Source organism: Pseudomonas sp. PK-RTE-24, assembly GCF_054052265.1.
On record NZ_CM133224.1, the window covers coordinates 3,442,079 to 3,465,743 of the forward strand.

The 23,665-nt window shown below is 57.7% G+C and carries 13 protein-coding genes, 2 tRNA genes and 3 rRNA genes; 12 read left to right on the plus strand and 6 right to left on the minus strand.

What is annotated here, in order from left to right:
- Positions 1-220: 220 nt before the first annotated feature.
- The 6 genes from ACV8MC_RS15505 to mrdA all read left to right on the plus strand — a co-directional run bounded on the left by ACV8MC_RS15505 (position 221) and on the right by mrdA (position 7,529).
- Positions 221-1,757, plus strand: a 16S ribosomal RNA gene (locus tag ACV8MC_RS15505).
- A 123-nt stretch (positions 1,758-1,880) separates the two neighbouring features.
- Positions 1,881-1,957: transfer RNA gene (locus ACV8MC_RS15510), tRNA-Ile, on the plus strand.
- A gap of 10 nt (positions 1,958-1,967) precedes the next feature.
- A tRNA-Ala gene (locus tag ACV8MC_RS15515) sits at positions 1,968-2,043 on the plus strand.
- A 238-nt stretch (positions 2,044-2,281) separates the two neighbouring features.
- Positions 2,282-5,175 (plus strand): 23S ribosomal RNA (locus ACV8MC_RS15520).
- A gap of 154 nt (positions 5,176-5,329) precedes the next feature.
- Positions 5,330-5,445: ribosomal RNA gene (gene rrf / locus ACV8MC_RS15525) — 5S ribosomal RNA — on the plus strand.
- Together the 16S, 23S and 5S rRNA genes with 2 tRNA genes alongside form the textbook arrangement of a ribosomal RNA operon.
- A 191-nt stretch (positions 5,446-5,636) precedes the next feature.
- Positions 5,637-7,529 carry a penicillin-binding protein 2 gene (gene mrdA, locus ACV8MC_RS15530; protein ID WP_457262518.1) on the plus strand — a complete coding sequence of 631 codons (1,893 nt, stop codon included), beginning with the start codon at positions 5,637-5,639 and terminating at the stop codon, positions 7,527-7,529.
- 44 nt (positions 7,530-7,573) lie between these two features.
- Here mrdA and ACV8MC_RS15535 read toward each other — a convergent pair whose 3' ends face one another.
- Both ACV8MC_RS15535 and ACV8MC_RS15540 read right to left on the minus strand, forming a co-directional pair.
- Positions 7,574-7,978, minus strand: coding sequence for a lysozyme inhibitor LprI family protein (locus tag ACV8MC_RS15535; protein ID WP_056791550.1), 405 nt, complete (start codon positions 7,976-7,978; stop codon positions 7,574-7,576).
- Between the two features lie 40 nt (positions 7,979-8,018).
- Entirely contained in the window at positions 8,019-8,933 is a 915-nt protein-coding gene (locus tag ACV8MC_RS15540) for an ADP-ribosylglycohydrolase family protein (protein WP_258706999.1), read from the minus strand.
- Positions 8,934-9,109: 176 nt separating this feature from the next.
- Between ACV8MC_RS15540 and ACV8MC_RS15545 the strand changes: the two genes are divergently transcribed.
- A complete protein-coding gene (locus tag ACV8MC_RS15545) occupies positions 9,110-9,598 on the plus strand; it encodes an SRPBCC family protein (RefSeq protein ID WP_016775506.1) in 489 nt (162 codons plus the stop codon).
- A gap of 314 nt (positions 9,599-9,912) precedes the next feature.
- Here the strand turns inward: ACV8MC_RS15545 and acnA are convergent, their stop codons facing one another.
- Entirely contained in the window at positions 9,913-12,654 is a 2,742-nt protein-coding gene (acnA, locus tag ACV8MC_RS15550; RefSeq protein ID WP_095182352.1) for an aconitate hydratase AcnA, read from the minus strand.
- Positions 12,655-12,876: 222 nt separating this feature from the next.
- Here acnA and rlmM point away from each other — a divergent pair, with 222 nt between their 5' ends.
- Together rlmM and tusA are read left to right on the plus strand one after the other, a co-directional pair.
- On the plus strand, positions 12,877-13,950 hold the full coding sequence (rlmM, locus tag ACV8MC_RS15555) for a 23S rRNA (cytidine(2498)-2'-O)-methyltransferase RlmM (protein ID WP_041477361.1): 1,074 nt from the start codon (positions 12,877-12,879) through the stop codon (positions 13,948-13,950).
- Positions 13,951-14,112: 162 nt separating this feature from the next.
- A complete protein-coding gene (tusA, locus tag ACV8MC_RS15560; RefSeq protein WP_016775503.1) occupies positions 14,113-14,361 on the plus strand; it encodes a sulfurtransferase TusA in 249 nt (82 codons plus the stop codon).
- Positions 14,362-14,409: 48 nt separating this feature from the next.
- Here the strand turns inward: tusA and ACV8MC_RS15565 are convergent, their stop codons facing one another.
- Positions 14,410-15,819, minus strand: coding sequence for an MATE family efflux transporter (locus tag ACV8MC_RS15565; protein ID WP_095182443.1), 1,410 nt, complete (start codon positions 15,817-15,819; stop codon positions 14,410-14,412).
- Between the two features lie 160 nt (positions 15,820-15,979).
- On the opposite strand from ACV8MC_RS15565, the gene pdxB reads away from it, so the two are divergent.
- The gene (gene pdxB, locus ACV8MC_RS15570; protein ID WP_423665202.1) at positions 15,980-17,122 is read left to right on the plus strand and encodes a 4-phosphoerythronate dehydrogenase PdxB; all 1,143 of its coding nucleotides are present in this window, start codon (positions 15,980-15,982) and stop codon (positions 17,120-17,122) included.
- 167 nt (positions 17,123-17,289) lie between these two features.
- Here the strand turns inward: pdxB and ACV8MC_RS15575 are convergent, their stop codons facing one another.
- A complete protein-coding gene (locus ACV8MC_RS15575) occupies positions 17,290-17,469 on the minus strand; it encodes a PA1571 family protein (RefSeq protein WP_024013646.1) in 180 nt (59 codons plus the stop codon).
- 258 nt (positions 17,470-17,727) lie between these two features.
- On the opposite strand from ACV8MC_RS15575, the gene ACV8MC_RS15580 reads away from it, so the two are divergent.
- Positions 17,728-19,509, plus strand: a complete 1,782-nt coding sequence (locus tag ACV8MC_RS15580; protein ID WP_191636942.1) for an ABC transporter transmembrane domain-containing protein — start codon at positions 17,728-17,730, stop codon at positions 19,507-19,509.
- A gap of 82 nt (positions 19,510-19,591) precedes the next feature.
- On the opposite strand, the gene ACV8MC_RS15585 is transcribed toward ACV8MC_RS15580, so the two are convergent.
- Positions 19,592-21,520, minus strand: coding sequence for a transglycosylase SLT domain-containing protein (locus tag ACV8MC_RS15585; RefSeq protein ID WP_095182358.1), 1,929 nt, complete (start codon positions 21,518-21,520; stop codon positions 19,592-19,594).
- Positions 21,521-21,734: 214 nt separating this feature from the next.
- Here ACV8MC_RS15585 and ACV8MC_RS15590 point away from each other — a divergent pair, with 214 nt between their 5' ends.
- Positions 21,735-23,657 (plus strand): ATP-binding cassette domain-containing protein, encoded by a 1,923-nt coding sequence (locus ACV8MC_RS15590; protein WP_039760799.1) that lies wholly within the window; start codon positions 21,735-21,737, stop codon positions 23,655-23,657.
- Positions 23,658-23,665: the final 8 nt, after the last annotated feature.

The following is a 23,665-nucleotide window of genomic DNA, read 5'->3' on the forward strand; positions in this document are numbered from 1 at the left end:
AGCAAATGAGGCTGCTGTAGAATGCGCGCCTCGGTTGAGACGAAAGATCTTAACCAACCGCTCTTTAACAACTGAATCAAGCAATTCGTGTGGGTGCTTGTGCAGTCAGACTGATAGTCAACAAGATTATCAGCATCACAAGTTACTCCGCGAGAAATCAAAGATGTAACCAACGATTGCTGAGCCAAGTTTAGGGTTTCTTAAAAACCCAAAGATGTTTGAACTGAAGAGTTTGATCATGGCTCAGATTGAACGCTGGCGGCAGGCCTAACACATGCAAGTCGAGCGGATGAGAGGAGCTTGCTCCTGGATTCAGCGGCGGACGGGTGAGTAATGCCTAGGAATCTGCCTGGTAGTGGGGGACAACGTTTCGAAAGGAACGCTAATACCGCATACGTCCTACGGGAGAAAGCAGGGGACCTTCGGGCCTTGCGCTATCAGATGAGCCTAGGTCGGATTAGCTAGTTGGTGAGGTAATGGCTCACCAAGGCGACGATCCGTAACTGGTCTGAGAGGATGATCAGTCACACTGGAACTGAGACACGGTCCAGACTCCTACGGGAGGCAGCAGTGGGGAATATTGGACAATGGGCGAAAGCCTGATCCAGCCATGCCGCGTGTGTGAAGAAGGTCTTCGGATTGTAAAGCACTTTAAGTTGGGAGGAAGGGTTGTAGATTAATACTCTGCAATTTTGACGTTACCGACAGAATAAGCACCGGCTAACTCTGTGCCAGCAGCCGCGGTAATACAGAGGGTGCAAGCGTTAATCGGAATTACTGGGCGTAAAGCGCGCGTAGGTGGTTTGTTAAGTTGGATGTGAAATCCCCGGGCTCAACCTGGGAACTGCATCCAAAACTGGCAAGCTAGAGTATGGTAGAGGGTGGTGGAATTTCCTGTGTAGCGGTGAAATGCGTAGATATAGGAAGGAACACCAGTGGCGAAGGCGACCACCTGGACTGATACTGACACTGAGGTGCGAAAGCGTGGGGAGCAAACAGGATTAGATACCCTGGTAGTCCACGCCGTAAACGATGTCAACTAGCCGTTGGGAGCCTTGAGCTCTTAGTGGCGCAGCTAACGCATTAAGTTGACCGCCTGGGGAGTACGGCCGCAAGGTTAAAACTCAAATGAATTGACGGGGGCCCGCACAAGCGGTGGAGCATGTGGTTTAATTCGAAGCAACGCGAAGAACCTTACCAGGCCTTGACATCCAATGAACTTTCCAGAGATGGATTGGTGCCTTCGGGAACATTGAGACAGGTGCTGCATGGCTGTCGTCAGCTCGTGTCGTGAGATGTTGGGTTAAGTCCCGTAACGAGCGCAACCCTTGTCCTTAGTTACCAGCACGTAATGGTGGGCACTCTAAGGAGACTGCCGGTGACAAACCGGAGGAAGGTGGGGATGACGTCAAGTCATCATGGCCCTTACGGCCTGGGCTACACACGTGCTACAATGGTCGGTACAAAGGGTTGCCAAGCCGCGAGGTGGAGCTAATCCCATAAAACCGATCGTAGTCCGGATCGCAGTCTGCAACTCGACTGCGTGAAGTCGGAATCGCTAGTAATCGCGAATCAGAATGTCGCGGTGAATACGTTCCCGGGCCTTGTACACACCGCCCGTCACACCATGGGAGTGGGTTGCACCAGAAGTAGCTAGTCTAACCTTCGGGGGGACGGTTACCACGGTGTGATTCATGACTGGGGTGAAGTCGTAACAAGGTAGCCGTAGGGGAACCTGCGGCTGGATCACCTCCTTAATCGACGACATCAGCTGCTGCATGAGCTCCCACACGAATTGCTTGATTCATTGAAGAAGACGATAGAAGCAGCTTTAAGCTCCAAGCTGATAGCTCTGAGCTAACAGTTACAAGCTCGAAATTGGGTCTGTAGCTCAGTTGGTTAGAGCGCACCCCTGATAAGGGTGAGGTCGGCAGTTCGAATCTGCCCAGACCCACCAATTTTGTTATGGGGCCATAGCTCAGCTGGGAGAGCGCCTGCCTTGCACGCAGGAGGTCAGCGGTTCGATCCCGCTTGGCTCCACCATAAACTGCTTCGAAGTTTGAGAGTTTAGAAATGAATATTCGAGCTGAATATTGATTTCTAGTCTTTTGATTAGATCGTTCTTTAAAAATTTGGGTATGTGATAGAAAGATAGACTGAACGTTACTTTCACTGGTAACGGATCAGGCTAAGGTAAAATTTGTGAGTTCTCTTAGTTGAGAAATTCGAATTTTCGGCGAATGTCGTCTTCACAGTATAACCAGATTGCTTGGGGTTATATGGTCAAGTGAAGAAGCGCATACGGTGGATGCCTTGGCAGTCAGAGGCGATGAAAGACGTGGTAGCCTGCGAAAAGCTTCGGGGAGTCGGCAAACAGACTTTGATCCGGAGATGTCTGAATGGGGGAACCCAGCCATCATAAGATGGTTATCTTGTACTGAATACATAGGTGCAAGAGGCGAACCAGGGGAACTGAAACATCTAAGTACCCTGAGGAAAAGAAATCAACCGAGATTCCCTTAGTAGTGGCGAGCGAACGGGGACTAGCCCTTAAGTGGCTTTGAGATTAGCGGAACGCTCTGGAAAGTGCGGCCATAGTGGGTGATAGCCCTGTACGCGAAAATCTCTTGGTCATGAAATCGAGTAGGACGGAGCACGAGAAACTTTGTCTGAATATGGGGGGACCATCCTCCAAGGCTAAATACTACTGACTGACCGATAGTGAACTAGTACCGTGAGGGAAAGGCGAAAAGAACCCCGGAGAGGGGAGTGAAATAGATCCTGAAACCGTATGCGTACAAGCAGTGGGAGCAGACTTTGTTCTGTGACTGCGTACCTTTTGTATAATGGGTCAGCGACTTATTTTCAGTGGCGAGCTTAACCGAATAGGGGAGGCGTAGCGAAAGCGAGTCTTAATAGGGCGTCTAGTCGCTGGGAATAGACCCGAAACCGGGCGATCTATCCATGGGCAGGTTGAAGGTTAGGTAACACTGACTGGAGGACCGAACCGACTACCGTTGAAAAGTTAGCGGATGACCTGTGGATCGGAGTGAAAGGCTAATCAAGCTCGGAGATAGCTGGTTCTCCTCGAAAGCTATTTAGGTAGCGCCTCATGTATCACTGTAGGGGGTAGAGCACTGTTTCGGCTAGGGGGTCATCCCGACTTACCAAACCGATGCAAACTCCGAATACCTACAAGTGCCGAGCATGGGAGACACACGGCGGGTGCTAACGTCCGTCGTGAAAAGGGAAACAACCCAGACCGTCAGCTAAGGTCCCAAAGTTATGGTTAAGTGGGAAACGATGTGGGAAGGCTTAGACAGCTAGGAGGTTGGCTTAGAAGCAGCCACCCTTTAAAGAAAGCGTAATAGCTCACTAGTCGAGTCGGCCTGCGCGGAAGATGTAACGGGGCTCAAACCATACACCGAAGCTACGGGTATCACCTTCGGGTGATGCGGTAGAGGAGCGTTCTGTAAGCCTGTGAAGGTGAGTTGAGAAGCTTGCTGGAGGTATCAGAAGTGCGAATGCTGACATGAGTAACGACAATGGGTGTGAAAAACACCCACGCCGAAAGACCAAGGTTTCCTGCGCAACGTTAATCGACGCAGGGTTAGTCGGTCCCTAAGGCGAGGCTGAAAAGCGTAGTCGATGGAAAACAGGTTAATATTCCTGTACTTCTGGTTATTGCGATGGAGGGACGGAGAAGGCTAGGCCAGCTTGGCGTTGGTTGTCCAAGTTTAAGGTGGTAGGCTGAGATCTTAGGTAAATCCGGGATCTTAAGGCCGAGAGCTGATGACGAGTTACCCTTTGGGTGACGAAGTGGTTGATGCCATGCTTCCAAGAAAAGCTTCTAAGCTTCAGATAACCAGGAACCGTACCCCAAACCGACACAGGTGGTTGGGTAGAGAATACCAAGGCGCTTGAGAGAACTCGGGTGAAGGAACTAGGCAAAATGGCACCGTAACTTCGGGAGAAGGTGCGCCGGTGAGGGTGAAGGACTTGCTCCGTAAGCTCATGCCGGTCGAAGATACCAGGCCGCTGCGACTGTTTATTAAAAACACAGCACTCTGCAAACACGAAAGTGGACGTATAGGGTGTGACGCCTGCCCGGTGCCGGAAGGTTAATTGATGGGGTTAGCTAACGCGAAGCTCTTGATCGAAGCCCCGGTAAACGGCGGCCGTAACTATAACGGTCCTAAGGTAGCGAAATTCCTTGTCGGGTAAGTTCCGACCTGCACGAATGGCGTAACGATGGCGGCGCTGTCTCCACCCGAGACTCAGTGAAATTGAAATCGCTGTGAAGATGCAGTGTATCCGCGGCTAGACGGAAAGACCCCGTGAACCTTTACTATAGCTTTGCACTGGACTTTGAATTTGCTTGTGTAGGATAGGTGGGAGGCTTTGAAGCGTGGACGCCAGTTCGCGTGGAGCCATCCTTGAAATACCACCCTGGCAACTTTGAGGTTCTAACTCAGGTCCGTTATCCGGATCGAGGACAGTGTATGGTGGGTAGTTTGACTGGGGCGGTCTCCTCCTAAAGAGTAACGGAGGAGTACGAAGGTGCGCTCAGACCGGTCGGAAATCGGTCGTAGAGTATAAAGGCAAAAGCGCGCTTGACTGCGAGACAGACACGTCGAGCAGGTACGAAAGTAGGTCTTAGTGATCCGGTGGTTCTGTATGGAAGGGCCATCGCTCAACGGATAAAAGGTACTCCGGGGATAACAGGCTGATACCGCCCAAGAGTTCATATCGACGGCGGTGTTTGGCACCTCGATGTCGGCTCATCACATCCTGGGGCTGAAGCCGGTCCCAAGGGTATGGCTGTTCGCCATTTAAAGTGGTACGCGAGCTGGGTTTAGAACGTCGTGAGACAGTTCGGTCCCTATCTGCCGTGGACGTTTGAGATTTGAGAGGGGCTGCTCCTAGTACGAGAGGACCGGAGTGGACGAACCTCTGGTGTTCCGGTTGTCACGCCAGTGGCATTGCCGGGTAGCTATGTTCGGGAAAGATAACCGCTGAAAGCATCTAAGCGGGAAACTTGCCTCAAGATGAGATCTCACTGGAACCTTGAGTTCCCTGAAGGGCCGTCGAAGACTACGACGTTGATAGGTTGGGTGTGTAAGCGCTGTGAGGCGTTGAGCTAACCAATACTAATTGCCCGTGAGGCTTGACCATATAACACCCAAGCAATTTGCTGACCTGAAAAGGCACCAGATTGCGGTGTGTGAAGACGAAACGAACCGAAAGTTCGAAATTCACAAACACCTAGCTGTCACATACCCAATTTGCTGAAGCGAGGCCATCTGGTCACGAGTCAGTACCCGAATTTCTTGACGACCATAGAGCGTTGGAACCACCTGATCCCATCCCGAACTCAGCAGTGAAACGATGCATCGCCGATGGTAGTGTGGGGTTTCCCCATGTGAGAGTAGGTCATCGTCAAGATTAAATTCCGAAACCCCAATTGCGAAAGCAGTTGGGGTTTTGTTTTGCCTGCGAGAAAGTTTTTAGCCTGCCACCGGGGAAATTCATCCTGAAGTGGATGGCGAGTTTTGGTATGGTGCAGCTCGTTTTTTAACGGACTGATGTCCTGCCCACGGATCGGCACTCATTTACGTCTAAGAGTTGCTGTAGAAATGCCTGAACCAATCCCGATCAAGGACCATGAAAAAGAGACGAGGCTGGTCAACAAACGCTTGATTGCCTGTGCTCTGTTCGTGTTCGCCATCAGCTGCGCTTTGGTGGTGCGCCTGTACATTCTCCAGGTCGTGGAATTCGATTACCACTCGACCATCTCCGAAAACAACCGTGTCCATGTCCTGCCGATACCGCCGACGCGGGGATTGATCTACGACCGCAACGGCGTATTGCTCGCCGACAACCGTCCCAGCTACAACCTGACCATCACCCGTGAGCGTGCAACCGACGTCAATCAAGAATTGGACGAAGTCATCAACTTGCTGCACTTGCCTGCTGAAGACCGCGCGGTATTCGACAAGGCGATGAAGCAATCACGGCATCCATTCACACCGGTCACACTGTTTTATGAGCTGACGGAAGAGCAGATCGCCGTCCTGGCGGTTAACGAATTTCGCCTGCCGGGGATTGATGTCGAACCGCAGTTTGTCCGGCACTATCCTCTCGGCGCACATTTCGCTCATTCGATCGGTTATGTCGGTCGGATCAATGAAAAAGAATCGAAAACCCTCGACTCCGTGGAATACCGAGGTACGCAGTCCATTGGTAAAACCGGTATCGAGCGTTTCTATGAGGCGCAGTTACACGGCCATGTCGGTTACGAAGAAGTCGAGACCAATGCTCAAGGCCGCGTGCTGCGGGTGCTCAAACATACCGATCCGGTGCCAGGTAAAAACATCGTCCTCAGTCTTGACGTCAAACTGCAGGAAGCCGCCGAAGCCGCTTTGGGCGACCGTCGTGGTTCAGTGGTAGCTCTCGATCCGTCCACTGGAGAAGTGCTGGCGATGGTCAGCAATCCGAGTTTCGATCCGAATCTGTTCGTCACCGGGATCAGTTCGAAGGAATATTCAGCGCTGCGGGATTCCATTGATCGGCCATTGTTCAACCGCGTGTTGCGTGGTCTGTACGCCCCGGGCTCGACGATCAAGCCGGAAGTCGCCATCGCAGGGCTGGACGCAGGCGTCGTAACTCCGCAGACCCGCGTATTCGATCCCGGCTATTACCAACTACCGGACTTCGATCACAAGTATCGCAACTGGAACCACAGCGGTGATGGCTGGGTGGACATGGACGCGGCGATCATGCGTTCCAACGACACCTACTTCTATGATCTGGCGCACAAGCTTGGCATCGATCGTCTGCACGACTACATGGCGATGTTCGGCCTTGGTGAAAAAGTCTCGCTGGACATGTTTGAAGAGTCCCCCGGTCTGATGCCGTCGCAGGCGTGGAAACGCGCTACACGGCGACAGGCCTGGTATCCCGGCGAGACGGTTATTCTCGGCATCGGCCAGGGATACATGCAGGTCACACCGCTGCAATTGGCCCAGGCCACTGCCCTGATCGCCAATAAGGGGATATGGAACCGGCCGCACTTGGCCAAGTCGGTCGACGGTGTAGCACCGGTCGACGAGCATCCAATGCCCAATATCCTGCTCAAGGACCCGCGCGATTGGGAACAGGTCAACCACGGTATGCAGATGGTCATGCACGATGCTCGAGGTATTGCCCGAGCGGCCGCTGCGGGGGCGCAATATCGCATCGCCGGCAAGAGTGGTACGGCGCAGGTGGTGGCGATCAAGCAGGGTGAGCGTTACAACCGCGAGAAAACCCTCGAGCGCCACCGTGACAACGCCCTGTTTGTAGGATTCGCACCGGCCGAACATCCGAAGATCGCCATCTCGGTAATGATCGAGAACGGCGAGGCGGGTGGTCGTGTTGCCGGTCCAGTCGTGCGGCAGATCATGGACGCCTGGTTACTCGATCAGGATGGCCGCCTTAAACCTCAATACGCTGCGCCGAGCAAAGCACCGGGCGATCCTCACGTCTGAGGCGTAACGGTTCACAGCACAGGCTCCGTAAGCGGAGCCTGTGATTAGGCACCCGGTACCGGGCAGCTCATATCACCTTCCTCACATTTCAAATACTGCTTGAGGGTTTCTACTCTGGCCTTGGTTACGTCTGTAAGACAACTACTGTAAACCAATGGATACACACTCCCGCCTGCCACCCCAGAAGCCGAAAACTTGCACTCGGCATCCCGAAAGCTGACCCACGCCCGCTGCGCGTTGACCAGCAGCTTCTTTCCGTCCGGGTTGTCCTTCAGGCGTCCGGTGATCTGCTGATAGAGCGTATTCAGTTCCTTGTCTGCCGCTTTGAAGGCTTGCCCCGCGCATTGATTCATCGTCGCCTGATCGCTGGCGTTGGCGCAATCAACGGCGGCATGGGCGAAAGGGGCAAACAAAAAGGGCGCAGAGGCCAGAAGCAGACGCACTGACATAAGGTTCTCGCTGTATCGAGTGGAAAGAGTGTATCGAGTGTTATGTACGTAGCCGGGAGGCCTCAAGCAAGCGATCCGCAGTGGCGGTGATTTCCTCGCCTTCATGCAACTGCTCCAGCCAGTGCTCGGGAATTGCCCGAGCGCCGTAGTAAGTACCGGCCAACTGACCCACGATAGCAGCTGTGGTATCCGCATCATCACCGAGATTGGCTGCTTTTAGTATCGCGTCAGCGTACGTTTGCGTGTGATGGAAGCACCACAAAGCGGCTTCCAATGATTGCACGCTATAGCCGCTGCCCTTGATTTCGTTTTCTTTTTTGCCGAGATACTCACCCCGCGCGATCGCAACCACCTTGGGTTGGGAATACTCTGCAAGTAGCGATTGGCGCAGTTGCGTTTTGTCGGCTCCCTCAAGCGCTCGTGCGATCAGATCAGCCAGCAATTGGCAGCACTCGATTGCCTCCGGCGCCGCATGGGTTGTGCGCGAACTGTCGGCGGCGTGGATCTGGATCTGTCTAGCGTCGGGAAAATAAAACAGTACGACAGGAGCCAATCGCATCAGCGACCCGTTGCCAGCAGTCAATGGATCAGTCGACCCCACGAAAGGCTTCCCGGTTCGCTGAAACTGTTCCAGCGCCTGGCTAACGGTCATGCCGATGTCGAAACATTCCCCGGTGGAGCTCAGGTATCCCCATTTCCACCAATTGAGATAGCGGCCCATCTGATCAGCCGCGTCGAAACCGTTTTTGCGCAGCAGGCTCTCGGCCAGGCAGAGTGCCATTGAGGTGTCATCGGTCCATTGCCCGGGCTTGAGCTGGAACGGGCCACCGCCGACCATGTCGCTCAGCGGCTGGAATGATCCTCGCGGCTGGAACTCAACTGTTGTGCCGACCGCATCGCCGCAAGCCAGGCCGAGGAGGGCGCCGCGATACCGATCGGCAAGAGAGGGCTGCATGATTCGTCCTTGTTTCTGCGGATTCGCTGGAAAGATAACAGGTCAGGCGGCGCCGATCACAGAGCGCAAACTACCGCAGGATGTGTCCGCTCGAATCGATGCCTGCAGCGCCTGGATACAACTTCGCATTGGACATGTGGTCATACAAGCCTAGTGTTCAGAACAGGAGGTGACGTATGAAACCAGTACCTAACAGTTTCGAACGCAAGATCACGCTCAAGGCGTCGCGTTCCCATGTCTGGCGCGCATTGGTCGATGCAGAGGCGTTCGGCCAGTGGTTTGGCGTGGCACTTGAGGGCCGGCGCTTCATTGCCGGTGAGTGGACGCAGGGCCAGGTCACGTACCCCGGTTATGAACACGTATTGTGGAATGTGCTGATCGAGCGGGTCGAGCCGCAGCAGTTGTTTTCTTTCCGCTGGCACCCGTATGCGGTCAACCCGAAGATCGACTACTCGCAAGAGCCGACCACGCTGGTCAAGTTCGAATTGCAGGACTTCGAGGACGGCACTCTACTCAAGGTCTCGGAGTCCGGCTTCGCGCACATCCCTGATATCCGTCAGAAAGAGGCGTATTACATGGACAGTCGCGGCTGGGAGGAGCAGTTGAGCAGGCTTGAACAGTTTCTCGCCGAAAGCGCCAGGGCTCGTGAAAGCGGCGGTGCCTGACAGGTCTAAGGGTTTTCGGCAGTGTTTGTATGGCGAATGTCTTACACGCATTGGTAGCTTTTACGACTATTGCTGATTGGATCCACTGGGTAATCTACACACATCAACTGAGACACAGGGAGTGTTTCAGGATCATGGACGATCGACCATCGCAAGGATCGCTGCCGACAGGGAGTCGATAATGGTCTTGGGAAAAACCCGCTTCGGCGGGTTTTTTTTCGCCTGAATGTAGGAGCCGCCGAAGGCTGCGATCTTTTGATCCTGCTTTTAAAAGCCAGGTCAAAAAGATCACAGCCTGCGCGAATGTCATCCCGTCACGAAGCAATCAACTGCCGCAACACATAATGCAGGATCCCCCCGGATTTGAAGTACTCGACCTCATTCAGCGTATCAATGCGGCACAAGACTTCGATTCTCTCCTGACGCCCATCCTCCCGAGTGATAACCAGCGGCAGGTTCATCCGCGGCCTCAGCTCGACGCCGGTCAATCCCAGAATCTCGAACGTCTCTTTGCCGGTCAGATTGAGACTCTTGCGATTCTGATCAAGCTTGAACTGCAACGGCAGCACACCCATGCCGACCAGATTAGAGCGGTGAATACGTTCGAAGCTCTCCGCAATCACCGCTTTGACGCCCAGCAGATTGGTGCCTTTCGCCGCCCAGTCACGGCTCGACCCGGTGCCGTACTCCTGACCGGCAATCACCACCAACGGCGTACCCGACGCCTGATATTTCATCGCTGCGTCATAGATCGCCATTTTTTCCCCGGTGGGAATGTAAAGTGTGTTGCCACCTTCCTCGCCACCCAGCATCTCGTTGCGAATACGGATGTTGGCAAACGTACCGCGCATCATCACTTCATGATTGCCGCGACGGGAACCGTAGGAGTTGAAGTCGCGCGGCTCCACGCCTTTTTCCTGCAGGTATCGCCCGGCCGGGCTGTCGATCTTGATGTTGCCGGCGGGGGAGATGTGGTCGGTGGTCACTGAATCGCCGAGCAAGGCCAAGACCCGCGCGCCTTTGACGTCTTTGACTTCCGGCAGAGGGCCGGAAATGTCGTCGAAGAAAGGTGGATGCTGAATGTAGGTCGAATCGTCCTGCCACACGTAAGTCGCCGCTTGCGGCACCTCGATGGCCTGCCATTGCTCATCACCGGCAAACACTTCGGCGTATTCCTTGTGGAACATCGCCGTGTTGACCTGATTCACCGCTTCGGCGATTTCCCGGCTGCTCGGCCAGATATCGCGCAGGTATACCGGATTGCCCTGCTGATCCTCACCCAGCGGTTCGCTGCTGATGTCGGTGCGCACGCTGCCAGCCAGTGCGTAGGCGACGACCAGCGGAGGCGAGGCCAGCCAGTTGGTTTTCACCAGTGGGTGCACGCGGCCTTCGAAATTGCGGTTGCCGGACAGGACTGATGCGACGGTCAGATCGGCCTTTTGAATGGCTTTCTCGATCGGCTCCGGCAGTGGCCCGGAGTTGCCGATGCAGGTGGTGCAGCCGTAACCGACCAACGAAAAACCGAGCTGATCAAGGTACTGAGTCAGCCCGGCAGCCTTGTAATAGTCGGTGACGACTTTCGAACCGGGGGCCAGTGAGCTTTTGACCCAGGGCTTGCGCGTCAGACCTTTCTCGACGGCTTTCTTCGCCAGCAACCCGGCCGCCATCATCACGCTCGGGTTGGAAGTGTTGGTGCAGGAGGTAATCGCGGCGATGACCACTGCACCGTTTTTCAGGCGATAGGTCTTGCCCTCGTATTCGTAGTCCGCTTCGCCCACCAGATCGGCGTTGCCCACTGCTACGCCGCCGCCACCCTCGCTTTCCAGGCGTCCTTCTTCCTTGCTGGTGGGTTTGAATTGCAGGTCGATGAAATCACTGAAGGCCTGCGCGACGTTCGGCAGCGAGACGCGATCCTGCGGACGTTTCGGTCCGGCCAGGCTGGCCTCGACGCTGCCCATGTCCAAAGCCAGGCTGTCGGTGAACACCGGCTCCTGACCCGGCAGACGCCACAGGCCTTGAGCCTTGGTGTAGGCCTCGACCAGTTTCACCACTTCCGGCGGCCGGCCGGACAGGCGCAGGTATTCCAGCGTGACATCGTCGACCGGGAAGAAGCCGCACGTCGCACCGTATTCCGGGGCCATGTTGGCGATGGTTGCGCGGTCGGCCAGTGGCAGATCGGCGAGACCATCGCCATAGAACTCGACGAATTTGCCGACTACGCCTTTCTTGCGCAGCATCTGCGTTACGGTCAGCACCAGATCGGTGGCGGTGATGCCTTCCTTGAGTTTGCCGGTGAGTTTGAAGCCGATCACTTCCGGAATCAGCATCGATACCGGTTGCCCAAGCATCGCCGCTTCCGCTTCGATCCCGCCAACGCCCCAGCCGAGCACGCCGAGACCGTTGATCATGGTGGTGTGGGAGTCGGTGCCGACCAGCGTGTCGGGGAAGGCGTAGGTGCGGCCATCCTCGTCTTTGGTCCAAACGGTGCGGCCGAGATATTCGAGGTTGACCTGGTGGCAGATGCCGGTACCCGGCGGGACCACGCTGAAGTTATCGAACGCACTCTGGCCCCAGCGCAGGAAGGCATAGCGCTCGCCGTTGCGTTGCATTTCGATGTCGACGTTCTGTTCAAACGCACTGGCGCTGCCAAACTTGTCGACCATCACCGAGTGGTCGATCACCAGATCCACCGGCGACAACGGATTTATGCGTTGCGGGTCGCCACCAGCCTTGGCCATCGCCGCGCGCATTGCGGCGAGATCGACGACGGCGGGGACACCAGTAAAATCCTGCATCAATACCCGGGCGGGACGGTATTGGATTTCGCGATCGGAGCGGCGCTCCTTGAGCCAGGCGGCGATGGCTTTGAGGTCAGCGCCGGTGACGGTTTTTTCGTCTTCCCAGCGCAGCAGATTTTCCAGCAGGACCTTCAACGACATCGGCAGCTTGTCGAGGTCGCCCAGGCTTTTGGCGGCTTCCGGCAGGCTGAAATAATGGTAGGTCGTGGCATCGATTTGTAGGGTTTTCAGTGACTTCAGACTATCGAGGGACGGCATTACGATCACTCCTTTGAGTCCGCACGGCTACGGACTGAGGGGACGGGCAGAGCATTAAACCTAGCCCTGTTTTGAGTAGCTGGCTAATAACTGGACTCTATCGGCGCAACCAAGGTTCCGACTTCAGCTATCATGCGCCGGTTTTCGTGACAGGCATTGCGGCAACGCAAGGCTTGAGCATCGCGCAACGGTCGAATGATCGACCGTTGCCCAGGAGTAAGAATGAACACCCTATTCATGCATTGCCGGCCCGGCTTCGAAGGCGAAGTCTGTTCGGAGATTTCCGATCTCGCCGCCCGTCTCAATGTCGCCGGTTACGCCAAAGCCAAAACCGCCACGGCCTGCGCCGAGTTTGTCTGCACTGAAGCCGACGGCGCCGAACGCCTGATGCGCGGTCAGCGTTTCGCCGAATTGATTTTCCCTCGGCAGTGGGCGCGGGGCTTTTTCATTGATCTGCCGGAAAACGATCGCATCAGCGTGATCCTCGCGCACATGGCCGATTTCCCGGTGTTTGGCAGTCTGTGGCTGGAAGTGGTCGATACCAATGACGGCAAGGAACTGTCGAATTTCTGCAAAAAATTCGAAGGCCCGCTGCGCAAGGCGCTGACCGCCGCTGGCAAACTGGTGGAAGACGCCAGCAAGCCGCGATTGTTGCTGACCTTCAAAAGCGGACGCGAAGTGTTCCTCGGCATGGCTGATGCCGGCAATTCGGCAATGTGGCCGATGGGCATTCCACGCCTGAAGTTTCCTCGCGAGGCGCCCAGCCGTTCGACCTTGAAGCTGGAGGAGGCGTGGCACCACTTCATTCCACGTGATCAGTGGGAAGATCGCCTGCACAGCGACATGACCGGCGTTGACCTCGGCGCCGCACCGGGCGGCTGGACCTGGCAACTGGTCAACCGGGGCATGCTGGTGACGGCTATCGACAACGGCCCGATGGCTGAAAGCCTGATGGAAACCGGATTGGTCCAGCATCTGATGGCGGACGGTTTTACCTTCAAGCCGAAGCAGCCGGTGGACTGGATGGTTTGCGACATCGTCGAGAAACCGGCGCGCAACGCGGCGATGCTGGAAGAGTGGATCGGCGAGGGGCATTGCCGCGAGGCGGTGGTCAACCTGAAGCTGCCGATGAAACAGCGTTATGCCGAAGTGAAACGTCTGCTCGAGCGCATTGCCGATGGTTTCAAGGCTCGTGGGATCAAGGTTGATATCGGCTGCAAGCAGCTGTATCACGACCGCGAGGAAGTGACTTGCCATCTGCGCCGGCACGACACCAGGAAAACCAAATCGCGCTGACACAACACTGAACCTGTGGGAGCGAGCCTGCTCGCGAAAGCGGTGGGGCAGCCAGCGATGTGTTCACTGACGGATTGCCCTCGCGAGCAGGCTCGCTCCCACATGGGTTGGACGATATCCCAAGCAATGCGCGACAATGCCGGCCAGTTTCTGGAGTGAACCATGAGTGAAATGATCGATACCCCGGTCGACGGCACCCTCGACGCCACCGGCCTCAATTGCCCGGAACCGGTGATGATGCTGCACCAGCACATCCGCGATCTGGTGCCCGGCGGCTTGCTAAAGGTGATCGCCACCGATCCCTCGACCAAGCGCGATATCCCCAAGTTCTGCGTGTTTCTTGACCATGAGCTGGTCAGCCAGCACGAAGAGGCCGGCACCTATCTGTACTGGATTCGCAAGAAGTCCTGACTCAGGGCAAAAAAAGACCTGCAAATGCAGGTCTTTTTTTATGGGTGATCAACCCGCCGAACGACTGATTCGAATCCGCTTGCGCGCACTGCGTGTCAGACGAATCGACAGCATCAACGCTGCGCAGCTCAAGCCGACAATCAAACCCTGCCACAAACCGCTCGGACCGCGTGGCTCGCCGAGCCAGTCGGTCAGGCCCAACGCGTAACCGACCGGCAGGCCGATGCCCCAGTAGGCGAAGAGAGTCAGGATCATCGTCACCCGGGTGTCCTGATAGCCACGCAGTGCGCCTGCTGCGGTCACCTGGATCGCATCGGAAAACTGGAACAGCGCTGAATAGACAATCAGCATCGCCGCAATGTGAATCACCGTTGGATCAGCGGTATAGATCGCCGCAATCGGCTCGCGCAGCACCAGCATCAGGCTCGCCGACAGGCAGGCGTAGGCCAGCGCCGTGCCCATGCCGACTCCGGCGGCAAAGCGCGCTTCACGCGGTTCTTCGCGCCCAAGCGCCTGACCGACACGCACGGTGACCGCCATGCCCAGCGAATAGGGAATCATGAATACCAGCGAGCTGACGTTCAGCGCGATCTGATGCCCGGCCACCACCGTCGCGCCGAGGCTGCCGATCAGCAGGGCGATCACGGCAAAAATGCTCGACTCGGCAAACACCGCGATGCCGATCGGCAAACCAATCGACAGCAGACGTTTGATCACCGCCCACTGCGGCCAGTCGAAGCGGCTGAACAATTCGCTTGAGCGATAGGCCGGTGCCCAGCGTTCGTACCCGGCCAGGCCCAGCGCCATTACCCACATCACGATCGCCGTGGCCCAGCCGCAGCCGACGCCGCCCATGGCCGGCACGCCGAAGTGGCCGTAGATGAAGATGTAGTTCAGCGGGATGTTCAGCGCCAGACCGCAGAGGCCCAGCACCATGGCCGGGCGGGTGCGGCCGATGCCATCGCTGGTGCAGCGCAGCACGTGATAGAAGGCCACCGCCGGCAAGCCGCTGGCGATGCCGTGCAGATATTGCATGCACGGGCCGATCAGCTCGGGATCGACCTTCATCAGGTGCAGCACCGGCTCGGCGGCGACCAGCATCGAGGTGGCGATCAGTCCGACTACCAATGCCAGCCATAACGCCTGACGCACGATCGGGCCGATCTCGCTGTGCTTGCCGGCGCCGAAACGCTGGGCGACTTTTGGTGTGGTGGCCAGCAGGGTGCCGGTCATCAACAGAAATACCGGAACCCAGATCGAGTTGCCCAGCGCCACTGCCGCCAGGTCCTTGGGGCCGACGCGCCCGGCCATCACCGCATCGACGAAGCCCATGGCCGTGGTCGCCAGTTGCGCGATGATGATCGGCAGGGCCAGGGCGAGCAGGTTTTTCAACTCCAGGCGAATCCGCGCAGGGCGGCTCAGCGAGACGGCGACAGGTTGGTCAGTTACAGGGTTCACAGGCAAAGCGTCCAGAAAGTATTGATGCGCAGAGCGGCGCATTCTACGCCGCTGACGCCTCGGTCAGGAAATATCCTCTGTTGCGTATTTGTAAGCGCAAACCCTGCTGGCTGATCGACGCGTCAGCACCTAAACTGCCGATCCGCCCAAGGAGCCCGCCATGCTGATTGTTGCCGACGAAAATATCCCGCTGCTCGATGCTTTTTTTGCCGGTTTCGGCGACATCCGCCGAGTGCCGGGCCGCTCCATTGACCGCGCGACGGTTGAGCAGGCCGATGTGTTGCTGGTGCGTTCGGTGACCAACGTCAATCGCGCGCTGCTTGCTGGCAGCAAGGTGCGCTTTGTCGGCACCTGCACCATCGGCACCGATCATCTGGATCTCGATTACTTCAACGAGGCCGGGATCTGCTGGTCGAGCGCGCCGGGTTGCAATGCCCGTGGCGTGGTCGATTACGTACTGGGCAGTCTGATGACGCTGGCCGAAATCGAAGGCGCGGATCTGACTCAGCGTACTTACGGTGTCGTCGGCGCCGGTGAAGTGGGGGGGCGCTTGATCAAGGTCCTCAAGGGCCTGGGCTGGAATGTGAAGGTTTGCGACCCGCCACGTCAGGCTGCCGAGGGCGGCGATTATGTCAGCCTTGAGCAGATCATCGAACAGTGCGACGTGATCAGTCTGCATACGCCTTTGACCCGCAGCGGCGACTCTGCAACCTGGCACCTGTTCGATCAACAGCGTTTGCAGCAACTCAAGCAGGGTGCCTGGCTGATCAACGCGGCGCGCGGCCCTGTGGTGGATAACGTTGCGCTACGTGAGGTGCTACTGGAGCGCGAGGACCTGCAAGCGGTGCTCGACGTCTGGGAGAAGGAGCCGGAAGTCGACCCTGCGCTGGCCGAGCTCTGCGTATTGGCCACGCCCCATATTGCCGGTTACAGCCTCGACGGCAAGCAACGCGGGACCGCGCAGATCTATCAGGCCTACTGCGCTTTCATTGGCCAACCTGCAGCTATCGCGCTCAGCGATCTGCTGCCAGCAACCTGGTTGTCGGAAGTTTCCCTGCACGGTGACAGCGATCCGGCATGGGCGCTGGCGATGTTGTGCCGGGGCGTATATGACCCACGCCGCGATGATGCGGATTTCCGTCGCAGTCTGGTGGGGAATGTCGCCGAGCAGCGAGCGGCGTTTGACGTGTTGCGCAAGCAGTATCCGGTGCGCCGCGAGATTGAAGGGCTGAAGGTGCGAATTGAAGGTGATGCGCCGGGGTTGCGGCAGATTGTTGAGGCGCTGGGGGCGGTGGCTGTCTGAATCAGCGCTGGCCTTTTCGCGAGCAGGCTCGCTCCCACAGGGGATCTACAGTGCAGCAAAGTTAAAGGTGGGAGCGAGCTTGCTCGCGAAAGCCACACCACCAATCCCGAATTGCAGATATAAAAAACCCGGCCAATCAGGGCCGGGTCAGGAAGACGGTGGCTACATCACTCTTGTTCGGCAGGTTTGACCAATCGCTTCTCCAGTTCGCGGCACGCGTCCTGGATCATGTCTTCAGTGATCGGTACTTCGCGGCCCTGCTCATCGATAATCGAGCAACCCAGAGACTGGTCGGGTTTGGTGCGGATCACTTCAATCTTGTCTTCGCTGCTGTGTTGCAAGGACATGGCCTGTCTCCTCATCAGGTTGTGTGCCTAAGTTAAAACCGCCACGTGACCAGGCTGTGACAACTCCCTGCGGTCTGTCGGCGGGCGGCATCTCTACTCAAACAGAAATGACCGCTCGTCTCAACCGCAACCTTAGACCAATCGTTTCTAGCATCCGGACATCCCGGGCATATTTAACCTGACTCATTGTGATTTACAGAGTTCCACCCCATCTGAGTCTGTAGGCTGGCCCGATCCATCTGCGCAGACGTGAACTCCATGATCTCCATGCTTTCTTCCCGACATCGGCGCGCCCTGCGCCTGACCAGTCATTTTCTCCTGCCGTACCGCTGGCATGCCTTCGGCGCACTGCTCGCGCTGATCGTCACCGCCGGCATCACCTTGTCGATGGGGCAGGGCATCAAGTTGTTGGTAGACCAGGGTTTCATGACCCGTTCGCCGCATCTGCTGAATCAGTCGATCGGGATTTTCATGTTGCTGGTGCTCGGACTGGCGCTGGGCACCTTTGCCCGTTTCTATCTGGTGTCGTGGATAGGCGAGCGCGTGGTCGCCGACATTCGCCGCCAAGTGTTCAATCACTTGGTGTATCTGCATCCGGGCTTTTATGAGGACAACCGCAGCTCGGAAATCCAGTCGCGCCTGACCGCTGATACCACGCTGCTGCAATCGGTGATCGGCTCGTCGCTTTCGCTGTTCCTGCGCAATCTGCTGATGGTGATCGGTGGTGTGGTGTTGCTGTTCATCACCAATCCGAAGTTGACCAGCATTGTCGTGATTGCACTGCCGCTGGTAATCGCGCCGATCCTGATTTTCGGCCGCCGCGTGCGCAATCTGTCGCGCCAGAGCCAGGACCGCATCGCCGACATTGGCAGCTATGTGTCGGAAACCCTTGGTCAGATCAAAACCGTGCAGGCCTACAACCATCAAGTGCAGGACGAGCAGCGTTTCGCCTCTACCGTCGAGCAGGCGTTCGAAACCGCGCGTAAGAGGATCTTCCAGAGGGCGTGGTTGATCACGCTAGTGATCGTGCTCGTGCTTGGCGCGGTGGCGGTGATGTTGTGGGTCGGCGGCATGGATGTGATGGCGGGGCGGATTTCGGCTGGGGAACTGGCGGCGTTCGTTTTCTACAGCCTGATTGTCGGCAGTGCGTTCGGCACGCTGAGCGAAGTGATCGGCGAGCTGCAGCGCGCTGCTGGCGCAGCGGAGCGGATCGCAGAATTGCTGCGTTCGGAAAACATCATCCAGCCACCGTTGACCGGACTGGTCACTTTGCCAGCGCGAGTCAAAGGTGAACTTGAGCTGCGCGACGTGCGCTTTTCCTACCCCTCGCGTCCGGAAAGCTACGCAGTTGATGGCTTGAGTCTGACGGTGAGGGCGGGCGAAACCCTGGCATTGGTGGGGCCGTCCGGCGCCGGCAAGTCCACGGTTTACGACTTGTTGCTGCGCTTCTACGATCCACGCGAGGGGCAGATTTTCCTCGATGGCGTGCCGCTGACCAGCCTTGACCCGCTGGATCTGCGCCGCTGTTTCGCCCTGGTCTCGCAAACCCCCGCGTTGTTTTTCGGCAGCGTGGAGGACAACATTCGCTACGGCTGCCCGACGGCCACGCTTGAACAGGTCAAGGAAGCTGCGCGAATTGCCCACGCCCACGACTTTATCGAACAAATGCCGGACGGCTATCAGACTCATCTGGGAGATGGCGGCCTCGGGTTGTCCGGCGGTCAGCGCCAACGTCTGGCCATTGCCCGCGCCTTGCTAGTGGACGCGCCGATCCTGCTCCTTGACGAAGCCACCAGCGCCCTCGACGCACAGAGCGAACATCTGATCCAACAGGCCCTGCCAACGCTGATGGAAAACCGCACCACGCTGGTGATCGCTCACAGGCTGGCCACGGTGAAGAACGCTGACCGGATTGCGGTGATGGATCAAGGCAAGCTGGTAGCGGTGGGGACACATCAGGAGTTGATCGCCAGCAATCCGCTGTACGCACGGCTGGCGGCGTTGCAGTTTAATGATGGTCGATCTGTCACAGCAGACTGAGCAATCGACCAAGTAACCGACCAAAAAAATGCCCGTATCTCACGATACGGGCATTTTTCATGATCCGGCGTCAGCCTGGTGATTACTGATCATCAAAATACCGCTCATGCCAATCCACCAGCGGTTGCGGCGAGTTGAGCTTTTGCCCGTAGATCACCGAGTAGGACAACACGTTCTGCACGTATTGACGGGTTTCGTCGAACGGGATGCTTTCCACCCAGACGTCGAAACTCAGGTGATCAGCGCCGCGCAGCCACTGACGCACGCGGCCTGGCCCGGCGTTGTAAGCGGCGGAGGCGAGCACGCGGTTGCCGTTGAACTGGCTGTGAACCTGGCTGAGGTAAGCGGCGCCGAGCTGAATGTTCTTGTCTGGATTGAGCACCTGCTGCGGCGAAGCCAAGGGGATGCTGAATTTGCGTGCGGTTTCCTTGGCGGTGGCTGGCATCAGTTGCATCAGACCGCTGGCGCCGACGCCGGAGCGCGCGTCGTCCATGAAGGCGCTTTCCTGCCGGGTGATGGCGAACACCCAGCTCGAATGCAGGCCGCGAACCTTGGCTTCACGCACGAGGGTATCGCGGTGAGCCATCGGGAAGCGGATGTCCAGATCGTCCCAGTACTGTGCCTGACTGATGGTGCGAATCGCCGGAAAGTACCATTTCAGGTCGTAGGCCAGTTTGGCCTGGGCGACCATTTCATCGCGGTTGAAATGACGGCTGACGTGATACCACTCGCGACGCCCGTCGACGATCTGCCCGCGTGCATGAAACTCCAGCGCGCGCCGCACGCCGGGGGTGTTACGAACCTTGTTGATCAACGCCTGGCTGAGCACCAGCGGCTTGTTGTTCAGCGAGTAAGGCGACTGTGAACGGTCTGCGGCGAGGAAGCCGTAGAAGTCTCGTTCCCGCGCCAGATTCTTGTACAGGGTCAGCGCTTGCGGGTTTTGTGGCTCGGCCAGTTCCAGACTGCGCGCCTGCCAATAGCGCCAACGGTTGGTGGTGGCCAGGTCTTGCGGCAGACGCTTGGTCAATTCGTAGGCATCGTTCCAGCGTGCCAGACGCAGCAGCAGGCGCAGGCGCCATTCCGAGACGGTGTTGTCGCGCAGCTCCGGATCGTACTTGGTCATCACGTCCAGCGCGCGGCTGTCGAAGCGGCGCGCAAGGGTCAGGCCGATCTCGCGAGCAATCGCGACCTTCTCATCGCGAGAGAAATGCATGCTGCTGGCGTAACCGTCGAGCAAAGCCATGGCCTTGTCCGGATCCTGCCGAGCGAGGCGGCGCAAGCCGAGGCTGACGACGTCTGACATCGGCTCGTCGGCCGGGGTGAAGCGCGACGGCTGGTTGAGCAGTTCGGGTTTCTGCGCCACGTCGACCAGCAAACGCCCGCGCGGGGCTAGGGTGGTCAGGCCGTTGATCAGGCTGTTGGCCAGCGGATAGTTGCGGGCCTGCGCGGCAAGCTTGGTGCGCTCCCAGCGTTTCTGCTCGGTCAGTTGGCCGTCGGCAGCCCAGATGCCGAACAGCGCGTCACAGGCGGCGGGTTGCGATTTGCCGGTCAGCCAGAGTTTTTCTGCGTTCGCATAGCCTTCAGCCTTCTTGTCGTGGCTGATTTGGTATTGCGCGTTGAGGCAGTCGAGCTCAGTGAAATTCAGCTTCGGATCGTAGTACTTGACGAAGGTCGCCCAGTCGCCACGGTCGGCGAGCCAGCGCAACCAGCGCAGTTTCATCCAATTGGCCTGCGGCAGGTCACCGTGTTCGGCGAGGAATTTCTCGATTTCTGCGTTGCTCGCGGTCTTCAGACGCGCGGTCAGTTCGTCGTAGGCCAGATACGGTTCCAGCGGATAATCGGCCAGCGCCTGGCTGTAACGGAAATACGGGCCGGTATCACCCTTGGCCAAGGCGCGCTTGGCTTCATCGTAATACTGGCGTTGGGTGGACAGGTCCACCGCCTGGACGGATTGAGCGGCAGCGGCGGTAAGAAACAAGCAGGACAAAACACTGAAAAGGCGACTGCGCATGAGACATCCGGGCAGAGAAATCATGACAAGTGCCGACATCGATCAGCACTGAATTGTCTGTAGCTTAGCCTTTTGCCAGCAAGCGGCGAAAGCTTTGCGGGCCTCTCAGCACAAGTTCGCAACAATTGTTGTGCAGAGTGCTTCGACAGACAAATTGCCGGCCTGTTGAAGCCCCAAGTCAGGTAGAATGCGCGCCCGGTTTTTGGAGAAGCTCATGACCCTGCTCAAATTCAGCGATGTGTCCCTTGCGTTCGGCGCTATGCCGTTGTTGGACAAGGTGTCCTGGCAGATCGCCCGTGGTGAGCGGGTGTGCATCATCGGCCGCAATGGCACTGGCAAGTCCAGCATGATGAAACTGGTCAAGGGCGACCAGAAGCCCGATGACGGCTCGGTGTGGCGTGCCCCAGGTCTGAAAATCGGCGAATTGCCGCAAGAATTGCCGGTGGCCGACGACCGGACGGTATTCGACGTGGTGGCGGAAGGCCTCGATGGTGTTGGCGCCTTGCTCGCCGAATATCATCACCTGAGCCAGAACATCGTCACCGACGCCGATCTGGACAAGCTGATGCACGTTCAGCACGACCTCGAAGCCCGTGATGGCTGGCGCCTTCAAACGCTGGTCGACAGCACCCTGAGCCGTCTGCAACTGCCGGCCGACAAGACCCTCGCCGAGTTGTCCGGCGGCTGGCGTCGTCGCGTGCTGCTGGCGCAGGCGCTGGTGTCCGAACCGGACCTGCTGCTGCTCGACGAACCAACCAACCACCTGGACATCGGTGCGATTGCCTGGCTCGAAGAAGCGTTGAAAGATTTCCAGGGCGCCGTGCTGTTCATCACGCACGACCGTTCCTTCCTGCAAAACCTCGCCACGCGCATCCTCGAACTGGATCGCGGTGGGCTGATCGACTGGAACGGCGACTACGCCAGTTTCCTCGTGCACAAAGAAGCTGCGCTGGCCGCTGAAGAAACCGCCAACGCGCTGTTCGACAAGCGTCTGGCTCAGGAAGAAGTCTGGATCCGTCAGGGCATCAAGGCCCGCCGCACTCGTAACGAAGGTCGCGTGCGCGCCCTGAAAGCCCTGCGCGTTGAGCGCAGTGAGCGTCGCGAGCGTACCGGCAAGGCCAACATCCAGCTGGAAACCGCCGACAAATCCGGCAAGCAGGTGATGGTCCTCGAGAACGTGAGCTTCGCGCATCCGGGCGGGCCGTTCCTGATCAAGGATTTCTCCATGGTCCTGCAGCGCGGCGACCGTATCGGTCTGCTCGGCGCCAACGGTACCGGCAAGACCACCCTGTTGAAACTGATGCTCAGCGGTCTGCAACCGACCAGCGGTAAAGTGGAAGAGGGCACGCGGATCGACGTGGCGTACTTCGACCAGTTGCGCCATCAGCTGGATCTGGAAAAAACCGTGATCGACAACGTCGCCGAAGGTCGCGACTTCATCGACATCGACGGGCAGAGCCGTCACGTGCTGAGCTATCTCGGCGACTTCCTGTTCAGCCCGCAGCGTGCACGCACGCCGGTCAAGGCGTTGTCGGGTGGTGAACGTGCGCGTCTGTTGCTGGCGAAGCTGTTCAGCAAACCGGCGAACCTGCTGGTGCTCGACGAACCGACCAACGACCTCGATGTGGAAACTCTCGAGCTGCTCGAAGAAGTGCTGCTGACTTTCAACGGCACCGTGCTGATGGTCAGCCACGACCGGGCATTTCTCGACAACGTGGTGACCAGCACCCTGGTCTTCGAAGGTGAAGGCAAGGTTCGTGAATACGTCGGCGGCTATCAGGACTGGATCCGTCAGGGCGGTTCGCCGCGTTTGCTGGGCGTGACTGAAAGCAAGTCGGGCAAGGCTGACCTGAACTCGGCGGTGGTTACCGCTGAGCCGGCTCCGGTGGCTGCGCCTGCGGCGGCTGCTCCGGTTGCCAAGAAGAAACTCAGCTACAAGCTGCAGCGCGAGCTGGAAGCCTTGCCGGGCGACATCGACGCCAAGGAGCAGCAGATCGCCGCGGTTGAAGCGGAAATGGCTGAAGCCGGTTTCTATCAGCGTCCGCCGGCGGAAACGGCCAAGGTGATTGCTTCGCTGGAGCAATTGCAGGCCGAGCTGGATGCGTTGGTGGAGCGTTGGGCCGAGCTGGATGCCTGATTGCTCCT

Bases quoted from the DNA above. Each gene is read 5' to 3' on its own strand.
- acnA (WP_095182352.1), bottom strand. From the start codon at position 12,654: ATGCCGTCCCTCGATAGTCTGAAGTCACTGAAAACCCTACAAATCGAT.
- tusA (WP_016775503.1), top strand. From the start codon at position 14,113: ATGAGTGAAATGATCGATACCCCGGTCGACGGCACCCTCGACGCCACC.
- mrdA (WP_457262518.1), top strand. From the start codon at position 5,637: ATGCCTGAACCAATCCCGATCAAGGACCATGAAAAAGAGACGAGGCTG.
- ACV8MC_RS15540 (WP_258706999.1), bottom strand. From the start codon at position 8,933: ATGCAGCCCTCTCTTGCCGATCGGTATCGCGGCGCCCTCCTCGGCCTG.
- ACV8MC_RS15575 (WP_024013646.1), bottom strand. From the start codon at position 17,469: ATGTCCTTGCAACACAGCAGCGAAGACAAGATTGAAGTGATCCGCACC.
- ACV8MC_RS15585 (WP_095182358.1), bottom strand. From the start codon at position 21,520: ATGCGCAGTCGCCTTTTCAGTGTTTTGTCCTGCTTGTTTCTTACCGCC.
- ACV8MC_RS15590 (WP_039760799.1), top strand. From the start codon at position 21,735: ATGACCCTGCTCAAATTCAGCGATGTGTCCCTTGCGTTCGGCGCTATG.
- ACV8MC_RS15545 (WP_016775506.1), top strand. From the start codon at position 9,110: ATGAAACCAGTACCTAACAGTTTCGAACGCAAGATCACGCTCAAGGCG.
- ACV8MC_RS15535 (WP_056791550.1), bottom strand. From the start codon at position 7,978: ATGTCAGTGCGTCTGCTTCTGGCCTCTGCGCCCTTTTTGTTTGCCCCT.
- ACV8MC_RS15580 (WP_191636942.1), top strand. From the start codon at position 17,728: ATGATCTCCATGCTTTCTTCCCGACATCGGCGCGCCCTGCGCCTGACC.
- rlmM (WP_041477361.1), top strand. From the start codon at position 12,877: ATGAACACCCTATTCATGCATTGCCGGCCCGGCTTCGAAGGCGAAGTC.
- pdxB (WP_423665202.1), top strand. From the start codon at position 15,980: ATGCTGATTGTTGCCGACGAAAATATCCCGCTGCTCGATGCTTTTTTT.